Origin of the sequence: Streptomyces sp. H27-C3 (assembly GCF_030063415.1) — a bacterium.
Classification (GTDB): domain Bacteria; phylum Actinomycetota; class Actinomycetes; order Streptomycetales; family Streptomycetaceae; genus Streptomyces.
On record NZ_JASITA010000003.1, the window covers coordinates 300,506 to 324,716 of the forward strand.

Consider the following 24,211-nt stretch of genomic DNA (forward strand, 5'->3'; position numbering starts at 1 on the left):
CGATGAGTACGCCCATGAAGTAGCGACGGTCCGGCGGTAACCCGGACCTAAAAGGAGCGAAGTGGCTAAGGTCCGGGTATACGAACTCGCCAAGGAGTTCGGTGTTGAGAGCAAGGTCGTCATGGCCAAGCTCCAAGAACTTGGTGAATTCGTCCGTTCGGCTTCCTCGACCATCGAGGCGCCGGTAGTACGTAAGTTGACTGACGCTTTGCAGGGCCCCGGCGGCAACGCCGCGAAGCCCGCCGCGAAGCCTGGCGCGCCCCGTAAGGCAGCGCCCGCCAAGCCGTCCCCGACGGCTTCCTCGTCCGAGGCCCCGGCGGCAGCACGTCCCGCTGCTCCCAAGCCCGGCGTCCCGGCCCCCAAGCCGGCCGTTGCCGAGGCCCCGCAGAGCAGCGCCCCCGAGACGTCCGCGCCGGCCGCCGGCCCGCGTCCGGGTCCCAAGCCCGCGCCGGTCAAGCCCACCCCGGCGCCGGTGCCCGTAGCCGAGTTCTCGGCTCCGGAGCCGGCCCAGCCCGCTGCGCCCGCGCAGCAGGCCCCGCGTCCCGCCGGTGCCACTCCCGGCCCGCGTCCCGCCGCGTCCCCTGCCCGTCCGGCTCCGGCCGCCGGTCAGCGTGACGGTGGCCGTGACGGCGGCGCCCCGCGTGACGACCGCCGCGGTGGCGAGCGTCCGGCCCGTCCCGCGGGCCAGCAGGCCCCGCGACCGGGTGGTGCCCGTCCCGCGGGTCCCCGCCCCGGAAACAACCCGTTCACGTCCGGTGGTTCCACCGGCATGGCGCGTCCCGGGGCTCCCCGTCCCGGTGGCGCCCCGCGCCCCGGCGCTCCGGCGGCTCCCGGTGGCGCTCCGCGTCCCCAGGGTGGTCCCGGCGGCGCTCCGCGTCCGCAGGGCCAGGGCGGCGCTCGTCCGTCCCCCGGCGGCATGCCCCGTCCGCAGGGCGGCGCCCCGCGTCCGGGTGGTGCCCCCGCGGGCAACCGTCCGAACCCGGGCATGATGCCGACGCGCCCCGCGGCCGGTACTCCCCGTCCCGGTGGCGGCCCCGGCGGTGGCCGTGGTCCCGGTACCGGTGGCGCTGGTCGTCCCGGTGGCGGCGCTGGTGCGGGTCGCCCCGCAGGCGGCGGCTTCGCAGGTCGTCCGGCTGGTCCCGGTGGCGGTCGACCCGGTGGTGGCGGCGGTTTCGCCGGCCGTCCCGGTGGCGGTGCCGGTGGTGGCGGCGGTTTCGCCGGTCGCCCCGGTGGCGGTCGTCCCGGTGGTCCCAACGCACGTGGTGGAACGCAGGGCGCCTTCGGCCGTCCCGGTGGGCCCGCGCGTCGTGGCCGCAAGTCGAAGCGTCAGAGGCGCCAGGAGTACGAGGCCATGCAGGCCCCGTCCGTGGGCGGCGTCATGCTGCCGCGTGGCCAGGGCCAGACGGTCCGGCTGTCGCGCGGTGCCTCCCTCACCGACTTCGCGGAGAAGATCAACGCCAACCCGGCGTCGCTCGTCGCCGTGATGATGAACGTCGGCGAGATGGTGACGGCAACGCAGTCCGTCTCCGACGACACGCTGCAGCTCCTCGCGAACGAGATGAACTACGTTCTCGAGATCGTCAGCCCGGAGGAAGAGGACCGCGAGCTTCTCGAGTCCTTCTCCATCGAGTTCGGTGAGAACGAGGGCGGCGAGGAAATGCTCGTCTCCCGTCCGCCGGTCGTGACCGTCATGGGTCACGTCGACCACGGAAAGACCCGACTGCTGGACGCGATCCGCAAGACGAACGTCGTTGCGGGCGAGGCCGGCGGTATCACGCAGCACATCGGTGCGTACCAGGTCGCCACCGAGGTCAACGGTGAAGAGCGCGCCATCACCTTCATCGACACCCCCGGCCACGAGGCGTTCACCGCCATGCGTGCCCGTGGTGCGAAGTCCACCGACATCGCGATCCTCGTGGTCGCGGCGAACGACGGTGTGATGCCGCAGACGATCGAGGCGCTGAACCACGCCAAGGCGGCCAACGTGCCGATCGTGGTCGCGGTCAACAAGATCGACGTCGAAGGTGCCGACCCGGTCAAGGTGCGCGGTCAGCTCACCGAGTTCGGTCTGGTGGCGGAGGAGTACGGCGGCGACACGATGTTCGTCGACATCTCCGCACGGCAGGGCCTCAACATCGAGAGCCTGCTGGAGGCCGTGGTCCTCACCGCGGACGCCTCGCTCGACCTCCGTGCGAACGCGGAGATGGACGCGCAGGGTATTGCCATCGAGGCTCACCTCGACAAGGGCCGCGGCGCGGTCGCCACCGTCCTCGTCCAGCGCGGCACGCTCCGCGTCGGTGACACGATGGTCGCCGGTGACGCGTACGGCCGCGTCAGGGCGATGCTCGACGACAACGGCAACAACGTCGAGGAAGCGGGTCCTTCGACCCCCGTCCTGGTCCTGGGTCTCACCAACGTCCCCGGCGCAGGCGACAACTTCCTCGTCGTCGAAGAGGACCGTACGGCGCGTCAGATCGCCGAGAAGCGTGCGGCGCGTGAGCGCAACGCGGCCTTCGCCAAGCGCACCCGCCGGGTGTCCCTCGAGGACCTCGACTCGGTGCTCAAGGCCGGTCTCATTCAGGACCTCAACATCATCATCAAGGGCGACGCGTCCGGTTCGGTGGAGGCTCTTGAGGCTTCGCTGCTCCAGCTCGACGTCGGCGAAGAGGTCGAGATCCGGGTCCTACACCGCGGTGTGGGTGCGGTCACCGAGTCCGACATCGACCTGGCGATGGGCTCCGACGCCATCGTCATCGGCTTCAACGTCCGTGCGGCCGGTCGCGCCGCGCAGATGGCGGAGCGCGAGGGCGTCGACGTCCGCTACTACTCGGTGATCTACCAGGCCATCGAGGAGATCGAGGCAGCCCTCAAGGGGATGCTCAAGCCGGAGTACGAAGAGGTCGAGCTCGGTACGGCGGAGATCCGAGAGGTCTTCCGCTCGTCCAAGCTGGGCAACATCGCCGGTGTCCTCATCCGCTCGGGCGAGGTCAAGCGCAACACGAAGGCGCGACTCGTCCGCGACGGCAAGGTCGTGGCGGAGGACCTCAACATCCAGGGTCTGCGCCGCTTCAAGGACGACGTCACCGAGATCCGCGAAGGGTTCGAGGGCGGTATCAACCTCGGCAACTTCAACGACATCAAGATCGACGACGTCATCGCGACGTACGAGATGCGGGAGAAGCCGCGCGGCTAAGCCGTGCAGCTGATCCGTACAGCGTCGGTCGGGGCCGGTCGCCGGAGCGTTATTTCCGTCGATCGGCCCCGGCCGTTGCGTGTACGGTTCTTGTGTCCCTGCCAAGCCCTGGCGGGGACACGAACCCGCACCGGCGGGACATCCGGACACACATGTATGTGGGGACACTGTCCTTCGATCTGCTCCTCGGCGACGTACGGTCGTTGAAGGAGAAGCGCTCCATCGTCCGCCCGATCGTCGCCGAGCTGCAGCGCAAATTCGCAGTGAGCGCGGCGGAAGTCGGGGACCAGGACCTTCACCGCAGGGCCGAGATCGGCCTGGCGGTGGTGTCCGGGGAGACGGGGCATCTCACAGACGTACTGGACCGGTGCGAGCGAATGATCGCCGCCCGGCCCGAGGTGGAGCTGCTGTCGGTTCGACGGCGGCTGCACGGCGACGAAGACTGAAATGAAAGCGAAAGAGGAGACGGACCGGTGACCGACAAAGCGCGGGCCCGCAAGCTGGCCGATCGCATCCAGGTCGTGGTCGCGGAGACCCTGGACCGGCGTATCAAGGATCCGCGGCTGGGCTTCGTGACCATCACGGACGCCCGGGTCACCGGTGACCTGCGGGAGGCCACGGTCTTCTACACGGTCTACGGCGACGAAGAGGAGCGCGCCGCATCGGCGGCCGCGCTGGAGAGCGCCAAGGGCGTCCTGCGCTCCGAGGTCGGCCGGCAGACCGGGGTGCGGCACACGCCTTCCCTGGCCTTCGTCCTGGACGCCCTGCCGGACAACGCGCGCACCATGGAGGACCTCCTCGACAAGGCGCGTGCCAAGGACGCCGAGGTGCGCGAGGTGTCGACCGGCAAGACGTACGCCGGGGACGCCGACCCGTACCGCAAGGACGAAGAGGACGACGAGACCGAGGACGAAACCGCGGAATGAAGCGTTCCACCACGACGCCGGACGGCCTTGTCATTGTCGACAAGCCGTCCGGCTTCACTTCGCACGACGTAGTCGCCAAGATGCGCGGGATCGCCAAGACCCGGCGCGTCGGCCACGCGGGCACCCTGGACCCGATGGCCACGGGGGTGCTCGTCCTCGGCATCGAGAAGGCCACCAAGCTGCTCGGCCATCTCGCACTGACCGAGAAGGAGTACCTCGGTACGATCCGGCTCGGCCAGTCCACCATCACGGACGACGCGGAGGGCGAGATCATCGCCTCCGTCGACGCCTCCGGGGTGCGCCGGGAAGGCATCGAGGCGGGGGTCGCCGCACTGAGCGGCGCGATCATGCAGGTGCCTTCCAAGGTCAGTGCCATCAAGATCGACGGCAAGCGGTCGTACTCGCGGGTGCGCGAGGGCGAGGAGTTCGAGATCCCGGCCAGGCCGGTCACCGTCTCGTCCTTCCAGGTGCATGACGTGCGCGAGGCGGTGGCCGAGGACGGGACTCCCGTCGTCGACCTGATCGTCTCGGTGGTCTGCTCCTCCGGTACGTACATCCGCGCCCTCGCCCGTGACCTCGGCGCCGGGCTCGGCGTCGGCGGACACCTGGCCGCGCTGCGGCGCACCAGGGTCGGCCCGTACGGGCTCGACGCGGCGAAGACGCTGGAGCAGCTCCAGGCGGACTTCGCGGTCATGCCGATCGCGGACGCCGCCGCGGCCGCCTTCCCGCGCTGGGACGTGGACGAGAAGCGCGCGGGCCTGCTGACGAACGGCGTACGGCTCGACATGCCGTCGTACGAGACCAGCCCGGTCGCCGTCTTCGACCCCGAGGGGCGCTTCCTCGCCCTGGTCGAGGAGAGCCGCGGCAAGGCGAAGAGCCTCGCGGTCTTCGGCTGACCCCAGTACGACACGCGGCGGGCCCCATCGTGGAGCGGACAGCCCCCCGGCTGTCCGCTCCACGATCCCCCTCGCAAGGGGTCTGTCCACCCAGCCCCGCGAATTCACCCCAATGGGCAGGCGCTCGGAGTGAATAGAGGGTGCACTGGGGGGCGCTTTCGCTGTGCGTCCTTCTCCTGCTGATCACTCGCGACCTACCGTCGGGAAGTACGGGCGGCGGGAGGTCGGCGATGGCGGTACGGGATGTGCCGGTGTCGCCGGTCACGCTGGTGCGGATCTGCGACCTGGCAGGACGCCCGCGCGGGACCGGATTCGTCGCGGACGACCGGGGCACCGTCATCACCAGCCACGAGGCCGTCGACGGCCTGACCCGCGTCGTGCTGCACGCGCCCGGCGAGCGGACCTGCCTCGCCGAGGCCGACGCGATCACCGCGCTCCCCGAGATGGATCTCGCGCTGGTGCGCACCGAGGGGCTCGGAGTGCGGCCGGTACCGGTCACCGCCCGGGACGGGGTCGAGACGGGGACGTACGTACGACTGGTGGCGCACGGCTGGCGTGACGCACGGGTCCTCGGCCCGGCCTCGGTCACCTACACGGCCACCGATCGTTTCCATCTGGTGGACTGCGCAGTGGAGTTGGCGATCGGGACGGCCGGCAGCGATGCGCTGCGGCTCGGCGGGGAAGCCACCGGCGGGCCCGTCGTCGACGCCGCGACCGGTGCGGTGCTCGCCGTGCTCGGCACCGCGCTGCAGTCGGGGCGCAGGGGAGCGGGCTTCGCCGTGCCACTGCGGGAAGCCGCCGCCACCGACCCGCACGGCCCGCTGGCCGAGCTGCTGCGGCGCAACGCGGCGACCGTCCCCGGTTACGGGCGCGACCTCAACCTCGCGGGCGCGCTCCAGCTCACCGCGACCTGCGTCGGATCCGTCGGCGGGCCGAGCAGCCGCCAGGACCCGGTCGAACGACCCGACATCACCCGGGAGTTCGTGTCCTTCGAGGCGTCCGCCGGTTCCCTGGTGCTCGGCCTGGTCGGCGATCCGGGGACCGGCCGCACGACGGAGCTGGCCGCGCTGGCCGCCCGGCGGGCCCAGGGCGCCGAACCGGCCCCGACGCTGTGGCTGCGCGGCGCCGATCTGCGGGCAGGTGACCGGTCGGTCGCGGACGCGATGGCGCGCGCCCTGCGGCAGGCCGGGCGGATCGTCGCCGCCTCGGGGGAGGGGGACGACCCGGCCCCGGCGACCCCCGAGCGTGTCGCACGGCTGGCTCTCGACGCCGGCCGGCCCCTGCTCGTGCTCCTCGACGGCCCCGAGGAGATGCCGCCCGTGCTCGCGCACCGACTGCCCGAATGGGCTGCGGGGACGGCGAGTTGGCTGCGGACCGCCGGGGTGCGGCTGGTCGTCGCCTGTCGGCCCGAGCACTGGGAGCAGGCCGGGGAGTTGTTCCCGCGCGGAGCGCTGCACCGGCCCGGACGCCCGGCGCGCAGGCTGCCCGCGGCCGTCCGCGTCGGTGACCTGTCCGCGCGCCAGGCGCAGCGGGCGCGCAAGCGGTACGGCATCGGGGACACGGTGCTCACGCAGCGCGACGCCCGGCATCCGCTGACGCTGCGGCTGCTGGCGGAGGTGCGGGAGGCGCTGCCGGAGGACGTCGAGGGGCGGCCGGGCCGCGACGAGGTGTTCGCCGCGCACCTGGACCTGATGTGCCTGCGGGTCGCGGTGCGGCTGGCGGCGGCGGCCCGGCCCTCGCTGCGGGGCTCGGCGGTCGGGCGGCTGGCGGCGAAGGTCTCGGGGCAGGTGCACGAGGCGGCGCGGCGGTGCCTGGGGCCTGGTCAGGGCGAGCTGGACCGCGAATCCTTCGAGGAGATCTTCCCGTGGCGTACGGGGTGGGCGTCCGCGGTGCTGACAGAGGGGCTGCTGGTGCCCGCGGGCGGTGGATACCGGTTCGCCCACGAGGAGTTCGCGGACTGGGTGCAGGGCGCGCATCTGGACCTCGACGCCGCGCTGCACGCCCTGGTCCATCGCGAGCGCGAGGACGTGCCCGGCTCCCCCGACGCATCGGATCCGGGCGCGGGTTCCGCGTCGGGCAGCGCGCGGGCGCCGGTCCGCCTCCCCTCGCGACGGGCCGCGAGCCCGCGTCCTGGCCCGCCGTACGTCCCGCCCCCGCCGGGCTCGCACGCCGACGCGGGTACTGCGGACGAGGCCGGCACCCGTCGTTCCCTGCCCGTGCCGCGGCACCGCATCGGGCCGGTCGTGCAGGCGCTGTTGCTCCTGGGCCGCGACCACGGCCCGGCTGCGTTGGCCCGCAGGCTGGAGGGCCTGATCGACGCGCTGGACAGCCTGAAGTCCCGGCCGGATCCGGCGACGAAGAGCGGCGGACCGGCGGCTGCGGGCCTGGCGGATACCGGCGCCCCAGCGGCTGTCGGAGCTGCCGAGACCCGCGATCCGGCGGCTGCCGGACCGGTCGTCACGCGCGCGGGCGACGCCAGTTGGTGGGCCGCCCATCTGCTCGGGGAGGCCCTGCTGCGCGTGGTCGACATCGAGCCGTATCTGCCCGTCCTGCGCCATCTCGCCGACCGTGTCACCGGCCGCTCCGTCCGTGAGGGCGGGCCCGAACACCTTGGCGGCTTCGCCGAGTTCGGACCCTGGTTCTGGGATGCGCTGTGGGTGGACGAGGCGGAGCGCATCGATCTGCTGCGCCGACTGGTGCCCGCCGACGGGGCGCCGGGCGGTCCCGCCCCGCAGGAGCGGTACCTGGACGCCGTCGCGCGGCTGCTCGCCGACGGGCCCGGGAACGTACAACCGTTGCTGTGCCGCTGGTTCGACGACGAGCGGCCGCTGCCAGCGGCGGACGGCGCGGCCGTACGGCCCACCGTCGCAGGGGCCGCCCAGGCACTGCTGTACGCGCGCCGCGAGCCGGCCATCGACGATCTGACCGAGACTCTCGTCGGCTGCGCGCACCCCCGCGCCGACGAGCTGCTCGCCGCCCTCGCCGAGGAGGAGCCCTCCGCGCTCTGCCGGGCCGTCGACCGCTGGGCCCACGACGCCGAACGGCCGGGCCGGCGGGTCGCGGCCGCGGCCTACGGGCTGGCCACCGCCCCGCACGTGACGTCCGACGCCGACTGCGAGCTGCTGCGGTACGCCGCGCTCTCGCTGCTCGCGCGGCCGGCCGACGCCACCCTGCACGGCCCGGCGCTCGCCCTGCTCGTACGCGATCCGCACACCAGGTCCCGGTATCTGCCCGACGCACTCGTGGCGTTTGCCGCCGGCCAACCGCAGCTGCCCGCAAGTGCCCTCACCACGGCGCTCCTCACCCACCCCGAGCCCGTGCTCGCCGCCTTCCAGGCTCGCCTCGCGCGAGGAGGCGAGGCGGCGGGGGAAGTGCTGCGCGCCCTCGCCGACGTCAACACGCCCGCGCTGGCCCGCCGCGCCGCCGCGCTCGTCCGGGAGTACGTCGACCGCAGCCCCGAGGGCGCCGCGCACGCCGCCGCGTACGTGGACCGGCGCATGGAGCACGGCCCCGCCTGCCGGGCCGTGCTCTTCCCTCTGGTCACCAGCCTGCTGCGGGGCCGTCCCGTCCAGGTGCGGCGCGCCCTGGCCCCCGTGCTCGCCGCACCTGGCAGCCGCGCCTCGCGTCCGCTGCGGGCCGAGCTGCTCGACGTACTGATGGAGTACGAGCAGTACGAGGCCAGGGACCTGGCCGTGCTCGACGCCCTGCTGCGCGCCGCTGCGCTCGGCGCCGGGAGCAGGGCCGAGGCCCGGACCCGGGACCTGGTGCACCGCACCGGGCTGCTCCTCGTCCGTACGCCCGAGGGCGCGACCTGCTTCGACCGGCGGCTGGTCGAGCTGGCCCGCGAGGTACCCGGATTCGCCGCGCTGGTCGCCGGATGGCTGGCCGCCGCGCCGCAGGAATGGGCGGTGGTGATCGGACCGAGTGCCCGCCGGACGGTCGAGACCCTCAGCACCCCCATGCCGATGCGAGCCGCAGGCCTCGGGCATGGCAGTCTTAGACCTGCGTAAGAGTCAATCCCACGTACACAGGTTCGGGCGAGGAGCGGTCACAGTGCAGCGCTGGCGTGGCTTGGAGGACATCCCCCAGGACTGGGGACGCAGCGTCGTCACCATCGGCTCCTACGACGGTGTGCACCGCGGACACCAGTTGATCATCGGCCGGGCGGTGCACCGCGCCCGTGAGCTCGGCCTCCCGTCGGTCGTCGTCACCTTCGACCCGCACCCCAGCGAGGTGGTACGCCCCGGCAGCCATCCGCCGCTGCTGGCCCCGCACCACCGCCGCGCCGAACTGATGGCCGAGCTGGGCGTGGACGCGCTGCTGATCCTCCCGTTCACCACCGAGTTCTCGAAGCTGTCACCGGCCGAGTTCATCGCGAAGGTCCTGGTCGACAAGTTGCACGCGCGCGCCGTCATAGAGGGTCCCAACTTCCGCTTCGGGCACCGGGCGGCGGGCAATGTGGCGCTGCTGGCCGAGCTCGGGCCGAGTTACGACTACGAGGTCGAGGTCGTCGACCTGTATGTGCGCGGCGAGGCGGGCGGCGGCGAGCCGTTCTCCTCCACACTGACCCGTCGGCTCGTCGCCGAGGGCGATGTCGCGGGCGCCATGGAGATCCTGGGCCGCCCGCACCGCGTCGAGGGCATCGTGGTGCGCGGTGCGCAGCGCGGCCGCGAGCTCGGTTACCCGACCGCCAACGTCGAGACGCTGCCGCACACCGCGATCCCCGCGGACGGCGTGTACGCGGGCTGGCTGACCGCCGACGGCGAGACGATGCCCGCCGCGATCTCGGTCGGCACGAACCCGCAGTTCGACGGCACGGAGCGGACGGTCGAGGCGTACGCCATCGACCGCGTGGGCCTTGATCTGTACGGACTGCATGTCGCCGTCGACTTCCTCGCGTACGTACGCGGTATGGAGAAGTTCGAGTCGATCGACGCGCTCCTGGTGGCCATCGGGGCCGACGTGAAGCGCGCGAGCGAGCTCATCGGGGCGTACACCGGCTGATCGGGGCGCGACGCCATGTGTCGTGATCCGTTACGTGTACTGCTCGGTGAAGGCCGTGCCGGGAGCGATGGGGGTGATGACATCGATCAACACCCCGCTCGGATCGGCCACGATGAAGTGCCGCTGACCGAAGTCCTCGCTGCGCAGCTCCAGTTCGGGCTTCAGGCCCGCGCGCACGACCAGCCGCTCCCACTCCGCGTCCACGTCCTCCACCTCGAAGTTGAGCAGCAGCCCCTGGACCTGGAGGCGGTACGCCGAGGGCAGCGTCGGGTGGGTGTGGTCGAGCAGGGCGAGCTCGTACGGCAGCGGTCCGGTGCGCCGCAGGCTCACGTACCAGTCGGCCTCGAAAGTCGTCTCGAATCCCAGCAGGCCTGTGTAGAAGTCCCGGGATTCCTGCAGCGTCGGCGTGCAGATCACCGGATAGAAGCTGGTCAGCATAGGGACCTCCCCTTCGCATGCCATCGGTATGTGAATTGAATGTATTGACGTACCGGCGGTATGTCAACGGATGGAGTGCGATGACCGAGGGCGGCAGGGCGCAGCAGCGCGAGCAGACCAGGCGGGCTCTGCTGCGCGAGAGCAGAAGGCTGTTCGCGACCCGGGGGTACGGCGCGGTGGGCCTCTCGGAGATCGTGCGCGCCGTGGGAGTCACCAAGGGCGCGCTCTACCACCAGTTCGACAGCAAGGCCGATCTGTTCCGCGCGGTGCTCGAACAGGTCCAGCAGGAGGTGGCGCGGCGGGTGGCCGCCGTCGCCGACGAGCAGCAGGATCCGTGGGCGCAACTGACCGCCGGATGCCAGGAGTTCCTCACCGCGAGCACCGACCCGGACATTCAGCGCATCATGCTGGTCGACGGGCCGGCGGTACTGGGCTGGCGGGAGTGGCGCGAACTGGACGAGGCCGCGTCGGCCCGCCACCTGGCCGAAGAGCTCGGCGCGCTGATCGAGGACGGGACGATCACCCCGCAGCCGGTCGCGCCGCTGACCCATCTGCTGTCGGGTGCGATGAACGAGGCCGCCCTGTGGCTGGCCACCTCGGAGAACCCCGCGGACCTGACCGACACCAGGGCCGCACTCGCGCAGATGCTGGAGGCGCTGCGCGTGCGGCCGTAGGGCGGGGGCGCCTGGGGCTGCGCCGGGGTGCGGGCGGCGGCGAAGAACCCCGCGCCGCTGTGTGGTCGGAGGCGCTAGGAGGCCGGCGCCGGTGCGTGGGCCGCCGCCGCCCAGTGGCACGCGACCTGTGCCTCCTCGGCGCCGGTCAGCACGGGCAGCGGCGTCGTGCGGCACGCGGAGTTGACGCCGGCCCGCGCGGCCTCGCCGGACGCGAGGATCTGGCACCGGGCGTGGAAGCGGCAGCCGCCGGGGATGCGGGACGGGTCCGGCGGTTCACCGGTGAGGATGACCGGCTGCTCGCCGGATTCCGGCAGGACGGACAACAATGCCTGGGTGTATGGGTGCTGAGGAGTCGTCAGCACCTGCTCGGCGGGGCCGGTCTCCACGATCCGGCCCAGATACATCACCGCCACGCGGTCGGCGATGTTCCAGGCCAGACCGAGGTCGTGGGTGACCACCAGCGCGGAGAGGCCCAGTTCGTCGCGCAGCGACAGCAGGAGCGCCAGGATCTCACCCCGTACGGATGCGTCCAGCGAGGCCACCGGCTCGTCGGCGACGATGAGTTCGGGATCGAGGACGAGTGCGCCCGCGATGACGACGCGCTGACGCTGGCCGCCGGAGAGCTCGTGCGGATACCGAAGGAAGAACCGCTCGGGCGGTCGCAGCCCGGCGCGCGACAGGGCCCCGGCGACCGCTTCCCGCTCGTCGCCCGCGTACCCGTGGATGCGCAGCCCCTCGGACACGGCGTCGTACACGGTGTGGCGGGGGTTGAGCGAGCCGCTCGGGTCCTGAAGCACCAGCTGTACGCGCTTGCGGTACGCCTTCAGGGCCCGTGAACGGTAGTCCAGTGGCCGGCCGCCGAAGGTGACGGCGCCCGAGGTGGGCGGTACCAGGCCGAGCAGGCTCCGGGCGAGGGTGGTCTTGCCGCACCCGGACTCGCCGACCAGCGCGACGATTTCGCCGGGGCGGATGTCGAGGTCGACGCCGTCGACGGCGCGGGCGGCGGGGGCGCCGCGGCGGCCGGGAAAGGTGACGTGCAGGCCGGCGGCGGAGAGGAGAGGCGTGGCGCTCATGTCTGGCGACTCCGGATGGGGTGGGGGTGGGCGGGCGAGGGGGTTGAGTGCGGGTGCGTGGGCGGGGTGCGGTTGCTTGCGGCGCTGTTCCCCTACCTTCCCCTTCCCGAAGCTGGGGGCAAGCCCCCAGACCCCCGGACGCCCTGCGGGCGTGTCCTCAAACGCCGGACGGGCTGAAAACCCTGCCCATTTCAGCCCGTCCGGCGCTTGAGGACCGAGGTCTGGGCGGAGCCCCAGATGTGGGAAGGGGGCGGGTAGGGGAAAGCCCCCCGGTTCACGACGACCGCGCCGCCGCATCAACCCGCACGCACGCCGCCCGCCGCCCCGCCCCGGCCACCCGCAACACCTGGTCCTCCGTCGTGCACACATCCAGCGCGACCGGGCACCGCGGATGGAACGTACAGCCGCCCGGCAGGGCGGACGGATCCGGCGGATCACCCGGCAGCCCCCGCGGCGCCCGCCGCGAAGCCGGGTCGCCGATCCGGGGGAACGCCGCAGACAGGGCCACGCCGTAGGGATGCCGCGCCTCGGCGAACACCTGCTGAGCCGGGCCCTCCTCGACGATCCGCCCCGCGTACATGACCGCGAGCCGGTCGCACGTGTCGGCCAGCACCGACAGATCGTGGCTGATCATCAGCAGGCTGATGTCCTGGTCGGCCACCAACTGCTCGATCAGCCGCAGAATCTGAGCCTGGATCATGACATCGAGCGCGGTGGTCGGTTCGTCGGCGATGATCAGCCGTGGCGCGCAGGCCAGCGCCATCGCGATCATCACCCGCTGTCGCTGGCCGCCAGACAGCTCGTGCGGGTAGGCCTCGGCGCGCGAGCCCGGCAGCCCCACCTGCTCCAGAAGCCCGGCGACCCGCTTGCGCGCGGCTGCCGGAGTGGACTTCCGGTGCAGCAGGATCGGCTCCGCGATCTGGTCCCCGACCCGATGGACCGCGTTGAGGGAGTGCATCGCACCTTGGAAGATGATCGAAGCCCCCGCCCACCGAACGGCCCGCAGCCTGCCCCACTTCATGGTGAGAACGTCCTCACCGTCGAGCAGGATCTCGCCGCTGACCCGGGCGGAGGCGGGCAGCAGCCGCAGCAGCGCGAGTGCCAGCGTCGACTTTCCGCAGCCGGACTCGCCCGCGATGCCCAGCTTCTGCCCGGTGTCGACGCTCAGGTCCACACCGCGTACGGCCCGGGTCCCGACGCCGTACGTGACGTGCAGGCCCTTCACTTCGAGCAGCGGCACTCCGAGTTGTGGACTCCGCGTGATCGGCGCGCTCAACGGGTGGCCCCCAGCTTCGGATTGAGTACGGACTCGACGGCGCGCCCGCAGAGCGTGAAGGCGAGCGCGACGATGGCGATGGCGATGCCGGGCGGCGCCAGGTACCACCAGTGGCCCGAGCTGACCGCACCCGCCTCCCGCGCGTCCTGGAGCATGCCGCCCCACGAGACGACGTTCGGGTCGCCGAGGCCGAGGAAGGCCAGCGTCGCCTCGGTGAGAATGGCGTTGGAGATGCCGAGCGTCGTCTGGGCGAGGACCAGCGGCATGACATTGGGCAGCACGTGGCGGGTCATGATGTGGCTGTGGCCGCCGCCGAGCGCCGTCGCCCGCTCGATGTAGGGACGCGACTCGACGGCGAGAGTCTGCGCCCGCACCAGACGGGCCGTCGTCGGCCAGCTGGTGACGCCGATCGCCAGGATCACCGTCCACACGCTGCGTGACATCACGGTGGCCAGCACGATCGCGAGCACCAGGGTCGGCATCACCAGGAACCAGTCGGTGATCCGCATGAGCACGGTCGAGAACCAGCCCCCGAAGTGCCCGGAGATGATGCCGACGAGCGAGCCGATGGCCACCGACAGCGCGGCGGCCAGCAGGCCCACGGTCAGCGAGATCCGCGCGCCCCAGATCAGCAGCCCGAGCAGGGAGCGCCCGAACTGGTCGGTACCGAGCGGGAATTCACCGCTCGGCGACTCCAGCGCCGTGCCGGGCGCGTTCGTCACACTCTGTACGTCGCCGCCGACGAGCAGCGGCGCGGCGAGCGCGATCAGGGCGATCAGGATCAGGGCGCAGAGGCCGAGCAGCCCGGCCCGCTGCTTGCGGTACGAGCGCCAGAACCGGGCCACGGAGTGGCGGCGCCGTACCCAGGCCAGGGAGCGGCCCGTGGCGGCGGTCTTCTCCGCGGTGCCTTCGGCAGGTTTCTTCGCGGTCGTCATCGGCCCACCCGGGGATCGAGCAGCGGATAGAGCAGGTCGGCGAGGAGATTCATCACGATCATCGCTCCGGCGAACACCACGAAAAGCCCCTGCACCAGCGGCAGATCGGGCACGCTCAGCGCCTGGTAGAAGAGCCCTCCGAGCCCGGGCCAGGAGAAGACCGTCTCGACGAGGATCGAACCGGCCGCCACATGCCCCAGGTTGATGAAGACCATGGTGACGGTGGGCAGCAGGGCATTGGGTACGGCGTGCCGGCGCCGCACCGCGTCGTCGCGCAAGCCCTTGGCGCGCGCGGTCGTCAGATAGTCGCTGCCCATTTCGTCCAGCAGTGACGACCGCATGACCAGCAGCGTCTGCGCGTACCCGACGGCGACCAGCGTCAGCACCGGGAGCACCAGATGGTGCGCGACATCGGCGACGTACGCGAAACCGGTCTCGTCGCCGGACTCCATGCCACCGGTCGGGAACATCCCGGGGATCGGCCCGATGCCCACCGAGAACGTGATGATCAGCAGCAGTCCGAGCCAGAAGGACGGCACGGACCACAGGGTCAGAGCCACCCCTGTGCTGACCTTGTCGCCGAGCCCGCCGTGCCGCCACGCCGAGCGCGTGCCGAGCCACAGACCGAGCGTCGAGTAGATGACGACGGCCACCCCGGTCAGCAGCAGCGTCGCGGGCAGCTTCTCGATGATCAGATCGCTGACGGGCGCGTGGAACTGGTACGAAGTGCCGAGGTCGCCGGTGAGCGCCTTGCCGCAGTAGTCGGTGAACTGTTGCCACACGGGCAGATCGAGCCCGAACTGGGCCCGCAGTGCGGCGAGTTGTTCGGCGGACACCTGGCGGCCCTGGGTCATGGTGCGCACCGGGTCGCCCGGCAGGATCCGGAACAGGAAGAAGCTGGTGACGAGGACGGCGAAGAGCGAGACGGCCGCGCCGCCCAGTTTCCCGGCGACGTACACCAGGTAGGCACCCGCATTGCGGGCGCGGGGGCCGGAGGGGCCGGTCCTCACCTGGACCGGTCCCTCGGCCGTCCCCTCCACGAGGGGGGTGGTGTTCGCAGTGCTCATGGACTATTCACGGTCTTCCGCGGTGGAACGGCGGCGCAGGGCGAAGAGAATCCCGAGCCCGGCGGCGAGGACGACGGCCGCGCCGATACCGACGTAGAGACCCGTGGAGGACCCGTTGTCCCCGGCGGAGCCCGCGCTGTCCGCCGGTACGGCCGACCACCAGCTCCAATACCCGTCCTGACCCCAGAGATTGCCCGCCGTCGAGGGCATGGTCGTAATCGACTTGATCTGGTCGGTACGGTACGCCTCGACCGCGTTCGGATATGCCATGACATTCATGTATTTGGTGTCGTACAGCCGAGACTGCAGCTGCTTGACCAGATCGGCGCGCTTCGTCTCGTCGTACTCGGCCGTCTGCTTCGCGTAGAGCTCGTCGAGCTTCTTGTCGCAGATGAAGTTGTCCGTGGAGCCGGTGTCCTTGGGTGTGGCGGGCAGCGCGCCGCACGTGTGGATGGAGAGGACGAAGTCGGGATCGGGGTTGACGGACCAGCCGTCGAAGGCCAGGTCGTACTCGCCGGCCAGCCACGGGTCGCTGACGTTGTCGAGGCAGTCGACCTTGAGGCCGATGCCCAGCTCGCCCCACCACTCCTGCATGTACTTGCCGATGGCCTTGTCGTTCGGGTCGGTGGCGTGGCACAGGATGCGGAAGTCGAGGGCCTTGCCGTTCTTCCCGACGCGTTTTCCGGCGCCGTTCTTCTTGTAGCCCGCCTCGTCGAGGAGCTGAGCCGCCCTCGCCGGGTCGTAGTCGATCTTCTGGTCCCCGGCCGGCTGCCAGTAGTACGTCGAGAAGCGCGGCGGAATGTACCCCTCGCCCTCGACGGCGTGCCCCTGGAAGACCTTGTCGATGATGGTCTTGCGGTCGGTGGCCGCGAAGAGGGCCTCGCGGACCTTGGGGTCGAGCAGGGCCGGATGGCCGTTGCCGAACTTCTTGCCGTCCTTGGACCGGGCGCCCGGGTTGGTGGCGAGCGCGTAGAAGCGGCGGCCCGGCGCATCGTTGACCTTGATGTTCTTGGCCTTGCCGAGGGCGGCTGCCTGGGCCGGGGTGAGGTTGGCCGCGAAGGACACCTCGCCCTTCTGGAGTGCGGCGACCGCGGCGTCACCGTCCTTGTAGTACTTCAGGACGAGCTCGTCGAACTTGGGCGCCCCGCGCCAGAACTGCTTGTTCGGCTTGAGCTTGACGTACTGGTCGACCTTGTAGTCGGTGAGGATGAACGGCCCGTTGCCGACGATCGGGAACTTCTTGTCGTTGTTGAACTTCGAGAAGTCCCCGACCTTCTCCCACTCGTGCTTGGGCACGATCGGCACATCGAGCGCGGCCATGGTGGCCTGCGGCTTCTTCAGCTCGATGACCAGCTCGGTGGGGCTGGGGGCGGTGACCTTCTTGAAGTTCGCGACGAAGCTGCCGTTCGCGGTGGCTGCGCCTTCGTCGGTCATCATCTTGTTGAACGTCCAAGCGGCGTCCTCGGCGGTGACCTGCTCGCCGTCGGACCACTTGGAATTCTCGCGGATCGTGTATGTCCACGTCAGCTTGTCCGGTGACGGCTTCCAGGCGGCGGCCAGGCCGGGAATCGCGTGGTTGTCCTTGGAGTCGTAGTTCGTCAGGTACTCGTACACGAGCCGGTGGACGCTGGTGGAGACCAGTCGCTGGGCCAGGAACGGGCTGAGCGAATCGACGCTCTGCGCGACCGCGACGGTCAGGATCTGCTTGCCGTCGCCCTCGGCCGCCGCGGCCTGGCGGGGAGCCGGGTTGAGAGGAGTCGCGGCTGATGTGGCCAGGGTGAGGGCGGTTGCGCCCACGGCCAGAAGGGTTCGGATTCGGGGGCGTTGCCGGGTACTGCGCGCAATCTTTTTGACCATGGGACGGTGACCTCGCGTCATCACTCGCACGGGGAGGGCGGGTTGATTTCGGTGCGCCAGCTGGTGATGCGAAGGTTTATCAGCGCCGGTCCGGTTGCGTCAACGATGCTTAAAACCCGGTGTGTACTGCGGGAATGCCGGTGTGAGCAGTGACAGGAATGACGAAGGGCCCACACCGTGGAGACGGTGTGGGCCCTCATTGGTCTATACCCTCGCAAGCCTACTGCTGAGGGGCTGGCGGAGCCTGTGGCGGCTGCTGGTGGGACGGTTGTTGGGGCTGCTGCGGAGGCTGTTGCTGGGGCCGGCCGGCGGGCGGGACAGGTCCCTGAAGCTCGGGCTGCCCCGGCTGACCGGGCTGCTGGGGGTGGGCCGAATGAGGCGGCTGGCCCATCGGTTGGCCCGGCTGGTACGGCTGACCGGGCTGAATCTGCGGCGGGCCCGCGGGGTGCGCGGCCGGCTGCCCGGGGGAGGGCATCTGCTGCTGCCAGCCCTGGGGCGGCTGCTGTGTGTAGGGCCCCTGCGGCTGTTGTTGTTGCTGAGGGTGGGGCTGCTGGAAGCCGTACGGCGGTTGCGGTTGCTGGTGTTGCTGGGGGTGGGGCTGCTGTGGTGCGTACGGCTGCTGCTGCTGCTGTTGTTGGCCGGGCATGGGCTGATCGGGCGCATGGTGACCCGGCATGGGCTGGCCGGGGGCCTGCTGTCCCGGTACCTGCTGGGCCGGGGCTTGCTGGCCCGGCAGCGGCGGTGCCTGGTGCGGCGGCGGGTTGCTGCCGTCGCCGGTCCACAGCCCCTGCTGCTGCTGAGCCCGTACGAAGTCCTCGGCGATCAGCGCGGAGAGGTGGAAGTACGACTCGCGCGTCTTCGGCCGCATCATGTCGAGATCGACCTCGGCGCCCGCGGCCAGGTGCTCGTCGAAAGGCACCACGACCACGCCGCGGCAGCGCGTCTCGAAGTGCTGCACGATGTCGTCCACCTTGATCATCTTTCCGGTCTCGCGGACCCCGGAGATGACGGTGAGGGAACGCGCGACCAGGTCGGCGTAACCGTGCGCGGAGAGCCAGTCGAGCGTGGTGCTCGCGCTGCTCGCGCCGTCCACGGACGGAGTGGAGACAATGATCAGCTGGTCGGCGAGGTCGAGCACTCCGCGCATCGCGCTGTAGAGCAGGCCGGTACCGGAGTCGGTGAGGATGATCGGGTACTGCTGGCCCAGCACGCCGATCGCGCGCCGGTAGTCCTCGTCGTTGAAGGCTGTGGAGACCGCGGGGTCGACATCGTTGGCGATGATCTCCAGACCGGAGGGCGCCTGTGAGGTGAAGCGGCGGATGTCCATGTAGCTGTTGAGGTACGGGATCGCCTGGACCAGGTCACGGATGGTGGCCCCGGTCTCGCGCCGCACGCGGCGGCCGAGCGTGCCGGCGTCCGGGTTGGCGTCGATCGCCAGGATCTTGTCCTGCCGCTCGGTGGCCAGGGTCGCGCCCAGCGCGGTCGTCGTCGTGGTCTTGCCGACGCCGCCCTTGAGGCTGATGACCGCGATCCGGTAGCAGGAGAGGACGGGCGTACGGATCAGCTCCAGCTTGCGCTGGCGCTCGGCCTCCTCCTTCTTGCCTCCGATCTTGAAGCGGCCGCCGCCCGCGGAGTTGCGGTTGCTCTTGGGCTTCGGCTTGTTGTTGCGCAGCAGGCGGTCGGAGGACAACTCGACGGCGGCCGTGTAGCCCAGCGGGGCGCCGGGCACGGAACGCTGGCGCTGGTCGTGCGCGACGGGCGTCGGCCAGGCGGCACCGGCGCGCGGGTCGACGGGCGCGGCGGGTCCTTCCTGCTGCGGCATCTGCTGGTGCGGGGGCTGTGCCTGTGCCTGCGGCTGCTGCGAGGGCTGCTGCTGTGCCTGCAGATGCTGCTGCTGCGGTGCGACGGGTGCGGGCAGATTGGACGCGCCGGGCTGCGGCTGCTGCGGGAACCCGTAACCACCGTGCGGCGCTTGCTGGGCGGGGGGCACGGGCGTAGCGGGCTGCGGGGAGTGCTGCTGGGACACCGGGGGCACGTACGGGCCACCGGGCTGGGGCTGCTGCGGTACGCCGTGACCGCCCTGGGCGTGCTGCGGCTGCGGAGGCGTCGGTGCGCCGGACTGCGGGGCGGCATAACCACTCTGCGGGGCCTGCGGGGCCTGCGGGGCCTGCGGTGCCGGGGCCTGCGCGGCGGGCGCGGGTGCGCCGGGGTATGGGAAGCCGTACCCGTCCTGCGGGGCTTGCGGCGGGGTGTGGGGCTGGGGTGCGACGGGCGCGGGCAGGTTGGACGCGCCGGGCTGCGGCTGTTGCGGGAACCCGTAGCCACCTTGCGGGGCCGGGGCCGGGGCCGGAGGCGTTGTGGCCTCGGGCCGGGGGAATCCGTAGCCGTCCTGCGGGTGCTGCGGTGCCGGGGCCTGCGCGGCGGGCGCGGGTGGGCCGGGGTGCGGGAAGCCGTACCCGTCCTGCGGGGCCGGGGCCTGTGGCGGCAGGGGTGCGGCCGGAGCGGGGGCGCCGGGCTGCGGGTAGGCGTACCCGCCCTGCGGAGCGGCCGATTGCGGGGAGCTCGACGCCTCGCTCGACGGAGTCGGCGTGGGCGCCGGAGGCGGAGTGGTCCAGGCAGCCGGGCTGCTCTGGGGCTGCGGTGCGGGCGGCTCGGGTGCCTGCGGCGTGACAGGCCACTGCGGAACCGAGGTCGGTGCCGCGGCCTGGAACGCGGGGGGCAGCGGCGGCAGTCCGTTCTGCGGGGCCGGCGGGGGCGACCAGGGCTGGGCCCCGGCGTACGGGGTCTCCTGGGGCTCGTCGACGGGCTGGGCGTCCTGGGGAGCGGCGTCCGCGATCTCGCCGACGGGCACGGAGTCGGCCGGCGCCGGAGCACGTACGACTTCGTCCACCTCGTCCACGCCCGCGTCCGTTGCGCTGCCTTCGGAGTCCTGGGGGCCTTCGGCGCCCACGGCGTTCTGGCCCGTGGCTACCGTCGAGGGGGCGGAGGGGATGGAGTCGGGCGTCCCGGTCTCATGCAGGTCCGGGGCCTCAGCCACGGCACGCGGCTCAACCTCGCCCTCGAACTCGTTCGTGACGCTCTCGACGTCCGCGTCAGCTTCGTGTTCAGCCTCGTCCTCGTCCTCGTGCTCAGCCTCGGCGGTCGAGGAGTCCTCGACCTGAACCTCGGCCAACGGCTCCGCGGCGGAGTCGGCGCCCGAATCATCCACGTCGGTCAGGTCCGCCTCGCTCTTCGGCGCCGGTGAACTGTCCGCAATATCGGCACCGTTGATGGGCGTAGGCGTGGGTGCGGAGGCGTCGTCCCGGCTCGGCGCGGGGCTCTGGGCCGAGGTCGCGGCTTCGGCGGTGGCGCGCTCATTCATCTCGCGCTTCAGCGCCGCAGGATTGAAGCGCATTGTGGCGCCGCTCTCCAGGTCGCCGCCCCCGAAGGGATCCGGCGCGGCAGCCGGAGGAGTGAAAGGCGCAGGTAGGGACGTGGGGGTGGGCGCAGGCGCAGGTGCCTGTGACGCCTGCGGCGGCTGAGTCCAATGGGGCTCGAAGCCACTGCCCGCAGGCAGGCCCGGCACGGCAACCTGACTCCCGGCCGGCGGCGGAGGCGGCGTGGCACTCTCGGGCGCAGGCGTGCTCGGAGCACTCCCCGCGCTCCCTGACGCATTCTGCGTATACCAAGCAGGAGGGGTGTAGTCGATGGTGAACTCACCCGTCATCTCGGGCTCCGCGTCGGACTGATCGTCGACGGGCGTGTTCCAGCCCCCGCGATTCTCGTTCCGCTCGCCGTTCACTTTGCCTCCTGATGTGGTCGAACACCCTCGTGCCGTGGTGGGTGGGGGCGACCGTTCCTGGTCGTCCGAATCCGCCCGGCTCTCCCCGTGTGTGCCGTGGACCTCCTGCCCGCAGGTTCCCCTGCCGCGCACGGTCCGCGCACGGTCCCAGCCTAAGCGTCAGCAGTGTCAGTGCGGCAGGCCCGTCCACCCTCCGACAACTGCGCCGTGCGTCACTCTGCGCCCTCATGTGGCCCCAAGTGACCTCTTGGCGGCAGAGGGTGAGGGTTGAGGCGATCGGTTCCGTACATATGCACACGAAATAAGGGCACTTCAGGTCAACCTGCGAGCGTTGCCCAACAATCCGGTATCGGCAGCTGTGGCCTGTGTCATGGCGAACCGGCGAGCGCACCCGACGGTCCATCGCGACGCCCACCGCGAAGTGTCGCGTGATGAGGGCATCGGCGCGCACGAACAACGCCCGGCTTTCCGCCGGCCCAAAGCGGGCCGCAGCGTCGTCATCGACCGCTGCGGCCCGTACGTCTCAGCCGGCTCCACCCGGTGGAGCCAGGGGAGTCAGTGGAGGTCGAACTCCCCGTCGCGCGCCCCGAGTACAAACGCGCGCCACTCGGCCTCGGTGTACCGCAGCACTGTCTCCGGGTCCACGGACGACCTCATGGCCACCGCCCCGCCGGGCAGATAAGCGATCTCGACCCGTTCCTCGTTCTCGCTCGTGCCGGGCGCGCTGTGCCACTCGATGCCAGAAATATCGAGGGCGTACAGCTCTTCCTTTTCCTGTGCGCTCCCCATCAGTCAAACTTCCTTCCGCTCAGCACGTACGACAGTTCCCCTGCGGCCAAGGCCACTTCGGGCATTCTAGGCCAGAGAACCGGGCCCCCGGGGGGAGAGTCACACGAGAGAGTGGCCAGGTGGTAGGGGAGGCTCAGTCCATCCGCCGGGCGACACCCAGCAGGCCCGACTCGGCGTCCGTGGCGCTCGTCATCACCCAGTGCCGCTCACGTCCGGCGCACCACAGCGTGACGCCGTCCGCCAACGTCGGCAGGGCCTCGCGCTCGGCCCGCGACAGCCCCAGGATGCGGCCGATCTGCTCGGCCTCCTCCGGAGACACCCGCTGGACGCCCACGAGCGTGGAGTCCCGCATCAACCGGGGCGCCACCGGGCTCACGTACGGCAGCAAGGTCAGCACCGACTGCCACGGCGCGGAGACCACGCGTCCACGCGGCGGCCGCATCCCGCAGTCGCGCACCACCAGCACGGGGCTGCCCACGGTCGGGCCCATCGGCGGGACCCGTCCGACGTCGTGGAGCGTGATGCACTCCAGGCCCGCGCCGGCGGCGTGCGCCAGGCGCGTCCACCCCGGCGCGCGCCCTGTCTCCACTGCCACGCGAGCCCCCGTGCCCGCCGCGCGCAGCGCCAGTACCTGGGCCGTCCACAGGCCGCCGATGAGCAGGACGTCGTACGGAGTGGAACGGTGGAATCCCACCAACTGTGGGTGCCCCTCCGCGTCGTCACCGATCACCACGCCGTCGTCCCCCACGGGCAGCGAGAGCGCGTCCAGAAGGTCCGTTTCGATGGTGTGCCCCGCGTGGCGCGGTCCGAGCAGGCCTCGCAGGCCACGGGCCGCGGTCCGAGCCGTCATCGCGCACCTCCCAGGGGCAGCGTGGCCAGCACACCGGGCAGTTGCTCGCGGTCCAGCCGTACCAGGCCGACCTTCGCCGTCCGCGCGGCCTGCTCCAACGCACCGCGCACGCCGACCAGTTCGGTGTCGCTCCCACCGGTGACGCGTACATGGCCACTCATGGTCGTCGCTCCCCGGTGCGCGCCCCGCCGCAGGGTGAGGCTGAACGTGGTGGCGTACGCGGGGACAGCGGTGAGCAGAGACACCAGCTGCGGGAGCGGAGTCGCGCCGGCCCCCAACTCGGGCCAGCGGCCCACGGCGTACGTGGTGTGCCAGCGGTCGTCGCACCGCCACACCCGCGCAGTCTCCCCGGTGCGCCGCCGCGGCGCGGTGTCCGGTCGGCCCGCGCGGGCCGACTGGATCGGGCTGGCGCAGGCGGAAGTCGCCACGGTGGAGTTCAGCTCTTCCTGGTCCAGCACCACGGTCCGGAACCCGGCTCCGGTGATGCGGCTCGCCACATGGTCCGCGACCCGCACCAGACAGCGCTGGGCACCTTCGATGCCGCCTCCGCGCGCCTCGACGGCCTCCGGGCACAGCTCCGGGTCCAGCTTCACCGCCACCCACGTCATCCGCAGCGCGGGCGCTCCGGTCCGCTCCTGCAAGGGGGCGTACGAGAGCCGGGCCACCGACTGCTGCGGCAGGTGCGGCGCGGGCGCCGAACGCACCTGCTGCACCAACTGCACCGACTCCAGCACGATGTCGTCCACTTCGAGGGCGCCACCCAGCAGGGACAGCGGGAGCGCCCGCGCACTGAACGCCGGGCGCAACGCGTCACCGCTCGCCTCGACCCGCACCACCGCGGTGAGGAAAGTGCCGTCGCCGAGCATCCCGACGGTGCGCCGGTCCCGGTCGACGTACGTGAACGGACCGAATCCCGGGACACTCTCGGCGACCGGGGCCAGCGACGGATCCACTGCCACTGTGCCTTCCGCGTATTCCGCGGGCCGCCCGGCGGTCCGGATGCGCGCGCGCAGGGCGAGAGCGGTCGACAGCCAGTCCTGCAGAGCGTGCCCCCGGCGGCGTATCACCGCGAGCAGCACCAGCCCGCAGGCGACGGCGATGGTGGGCACCAGCCAGAGCCCGCCCAGCGCCACCCCGACCGCTACCGCGGCGAGTGCCACCTCGACGAGCACCAACTGCCGCAACTGGAAAGGGCCGACGCGGCTGGTACGCGACAGGGGGCGCGGAGTGGTCTTCGGCGGTGCGCTCGGCGGGGCGCCCTGGGGGCTAGTCGGAGGTGCTGTCGGCTGCCCGTTGCTGCGTTGCCGTCGGGAAGTCCCGGGCACTCGCGCGGTCGTCCGGCCGGTGCGCCGGCGCGTCGCCGTAGTCATTGCTGCGTTGCCCCCCTCGTGTGCGTAACTGCCCTTTTCCCTTGGGCGTTGACCGGGCGGTCACACTACCTGAGCGATCGCG

17 protein-coding genes are annotated in these 24,211 nt (G+C 71.6%); 7 read left to right on the top strand and 10 right to left on the bottom strand.

All coding sequences use genetic code 11. The features are described from left to right. Positions 1-61: 61 nt before the first annotated feature. From infB to QMK30_RS04735, 6 genes are all read left to right on the top strand, one after another. Positions 62-3,193 (top strand): translation initiation factor IF-2, encoded by a 3,132-nt coding sequence (infB, locus tag QMK30_RS04710; RefSeq protein WP_283515847.1) that lies wholly within the window; start codon positions 62-64, stop codon positions 3,191-3,193. A 152-nt stretch (positions 3,194-3,345) separates the two neighbouring features. Continuing rightward, positions 3,346-3,639: a DUF503 domain-containing protein gene (locus tag QMK30_RS04715; RefSeq protein WP_283515848.1), complete on the top strand. Its 294-nt coding sequence runs from the start codon at positions 3,346-3,348 to the stop codon at positions 3,637-3,639. A 27-nt stretch (positions 3,640-3,666) separates the two neighbouring features. Continuing rightward, complete coding sequence (gene rbfA / locus QMK30_RS04720) at positions 3,667-4,119, top strand: 30S ribosome-binding factor RbfA (RefSeq protein ID WP_283515849.1); 453 nt, start codon at positions 3,667-3,669, stop codon at positions 4,117-4,119. Continuing rightward, positions 4,116-5,015, top strand: a complete 900-nt coding sequence (gene truB, locus QMK30_RS04725) for a tRNA pseudouridine(55) synthase TruB (RefSeq protein WP_283515850.1) — start codon at positions 4,116-4,118, stop codon at positions 5,013-5,015. The genes rbfA and truB overlap by 4 nt, the downstream gene beginning before the upstream one ends. 230 nt (positions 5,016-5,245) lie before the next feature. Continuing rightward, entirely contained in the window at positions 5,246-9,025 is a 3,780-nt protein-coding gene (locus tag QMK30_RS04730; RefSeq protein ID WP_283515851.1) for a trypsin-like peptidase domain-containing protein, read from the top strand. A gap of 43 nt (positions 9,026-9,068) precedes the next feature. Next, the gene (locus QMK30_RS04735) at positions 9,069-10,019 is read left to right on the top strand and encodes a bifunctional riboflavin kinase/FAD synthetase (RefSeq protein WP_283515852.1); all 951 of its coding nucleotides are present in this window, start codon (positions 9,069-9,071) and stop codon (positions 10,017-10,019) included. Between the two features lie 30 nt (positions 10,020-10,049). Here QMK30_RS04735 and QMK30_RS04740 read toward each other — a convergent pair whose 3' ends face one another. Next, the gene (locus QMK30_RS04740) at positions 10,050-10,457 is read right to left on the bottom strand and encodes a VOC family protein (RefSeq protein WP_283515853.1); all 408 of its coding nucleotides are present in this window, start codon (positions 10,455-10,457) and stop codon (positions 10,050-10,052) included. An 80-nt stretch (positions 10,458-10,537) separates the two neighbouring features. Between QMK30_RS04740 and QMK30_RS04745 the strand changes: the two genes are divergently transcribed. Next, on the top strand, positions 10,538-11,131 hold the full coding sequence (locus QMK30_RS04745) for a TetR/AcrR family transcriptional regulator (protein WP_283515855.1): 594 nt from the start codon (positions 10,538-10,540) through the stop codon (positions 11,129-11,131). Positions 11,132-11,205: 74 nt separating this feature from the next. Here the strand turns inward: QMK30_RS04745 and QMK30_RS04750 are convergent, their stop codons facing one another. The 9 genes from QMK30_RS04750 to eccE form a co-directional block, all read right to left on the bottom strand. Then, the gene (locus QMK30_RS04750) at positions 11,206-12,204 is read right to left on the bottom strand and encodes an ABC transporter ATP-binding protein (RefSeq protein ID WP_283515856.1); all 999 of its coding nucleotides are present in this window, start codon (positions 12,202-12,204) and stop codon (positions 11,206-11,208) included. A gap of 274 nt (positions 12,205-12,478) precedes the next feature. Continuing rightward, on the bottom strand, positions 12,479-13,480 hold the full coding sequence (locus tag QMK30_RS04755; RefSeq protein WP_502963059.1) for an ABC transporter ATP-binding protein: 1,002 nt from the start codon (positions 13,478-13,480) through the stop codon (positions 12,479-12,481). Further along, positions 13,477-14,415 (bottom strand): ABC transporter permease, encoded by a 939-nt coding sequence (locus tag QMK30_RS04760; protein WP_283515859.1) that lies wholly within the window; start codon positions 14,413-14,415, stop codon positions 13,477-13,479. The genes QMK30_RS04755 and QMK30_RS04760 overlap by 4 nt, the downstream gene beginning before the upstream one ends. Next, positions 14,412-15,482, bottom strand: coding sequence for an ABC transporter permease (locus tag QMK30_RS04765; RefSeq protein WP_283515860.1), 1,071 nt, complete (start codon positions 15,480-15,482; stop codon positions 14,412-14,414). Before QMK30_RS04765 ends, QMK30_RS04760 begins: the two co-directional genes overlap by 4 nt. Before the next feature lie 3 nt (positions 15,483-15,485). Further along, a complete protein-coding gene (locus QMK30_RS04770) occupies positions 15,486-17,339 on the bottom strand; it encodes an ABC transporter substrate-binding protein (protein WP_283515861.1) in 1,854 nt (617 codons plus the stop codon). Between the two features lie 220 nt (positions 17,340-17,559). Beyond that, positions 17,560-21,120, bottom strand: coding sequence for an SCO5717 family growth-regulating ATPase (locus QMK30_RS04775; RefSeq protein ID WP_283515862.1), 3,561 nt, complete (start codon positions 21,118-21,120; stop codon positions 17,560-17,562). A gap of 555 nt (positions 21,121-21,675) precedes the next feature. Beyond that, complete coding sequence (locus QMK30_RS04780; RefSeq protein ID WP_283515863.1) at positions 21,676-21,909, bottom strand: DUF397 domain-containing protein; 234 nt, start codon at positions 21,907-21,909, stop codon at positions 21,676-21,678. Between the two features lie 133 nt (positions 21,910-22,042). Beyond that, the gene (locus tag QMK30_RS04785) at positions 22,043-22,759 is read right to left on the bottom strand and encodes a hypothetical protein (protein ID WP_283515864.1); all 717 of its coding nucleotides are present in this window, start codon (positions 22,757-22,759) and stop codon (positions 22,043-22,045) included. Next, positions 22,756-24,129, bottom strand: a complete 1,374-nt coding sequence (gene eccE / locus QMK30_RS04790; RefSeq protein WP_283515865.1) for a type VII secretion protein EccE — start codon at positions 24,127-24,129, stop codon at positions 22,756-22,758. The genes QMK30_RS04785 and eccE overlap by 4 nt, the downstream gene beginning before the upstream one ends. Positions 24,130-24,211: the final 82 nt, after the last annotated feature.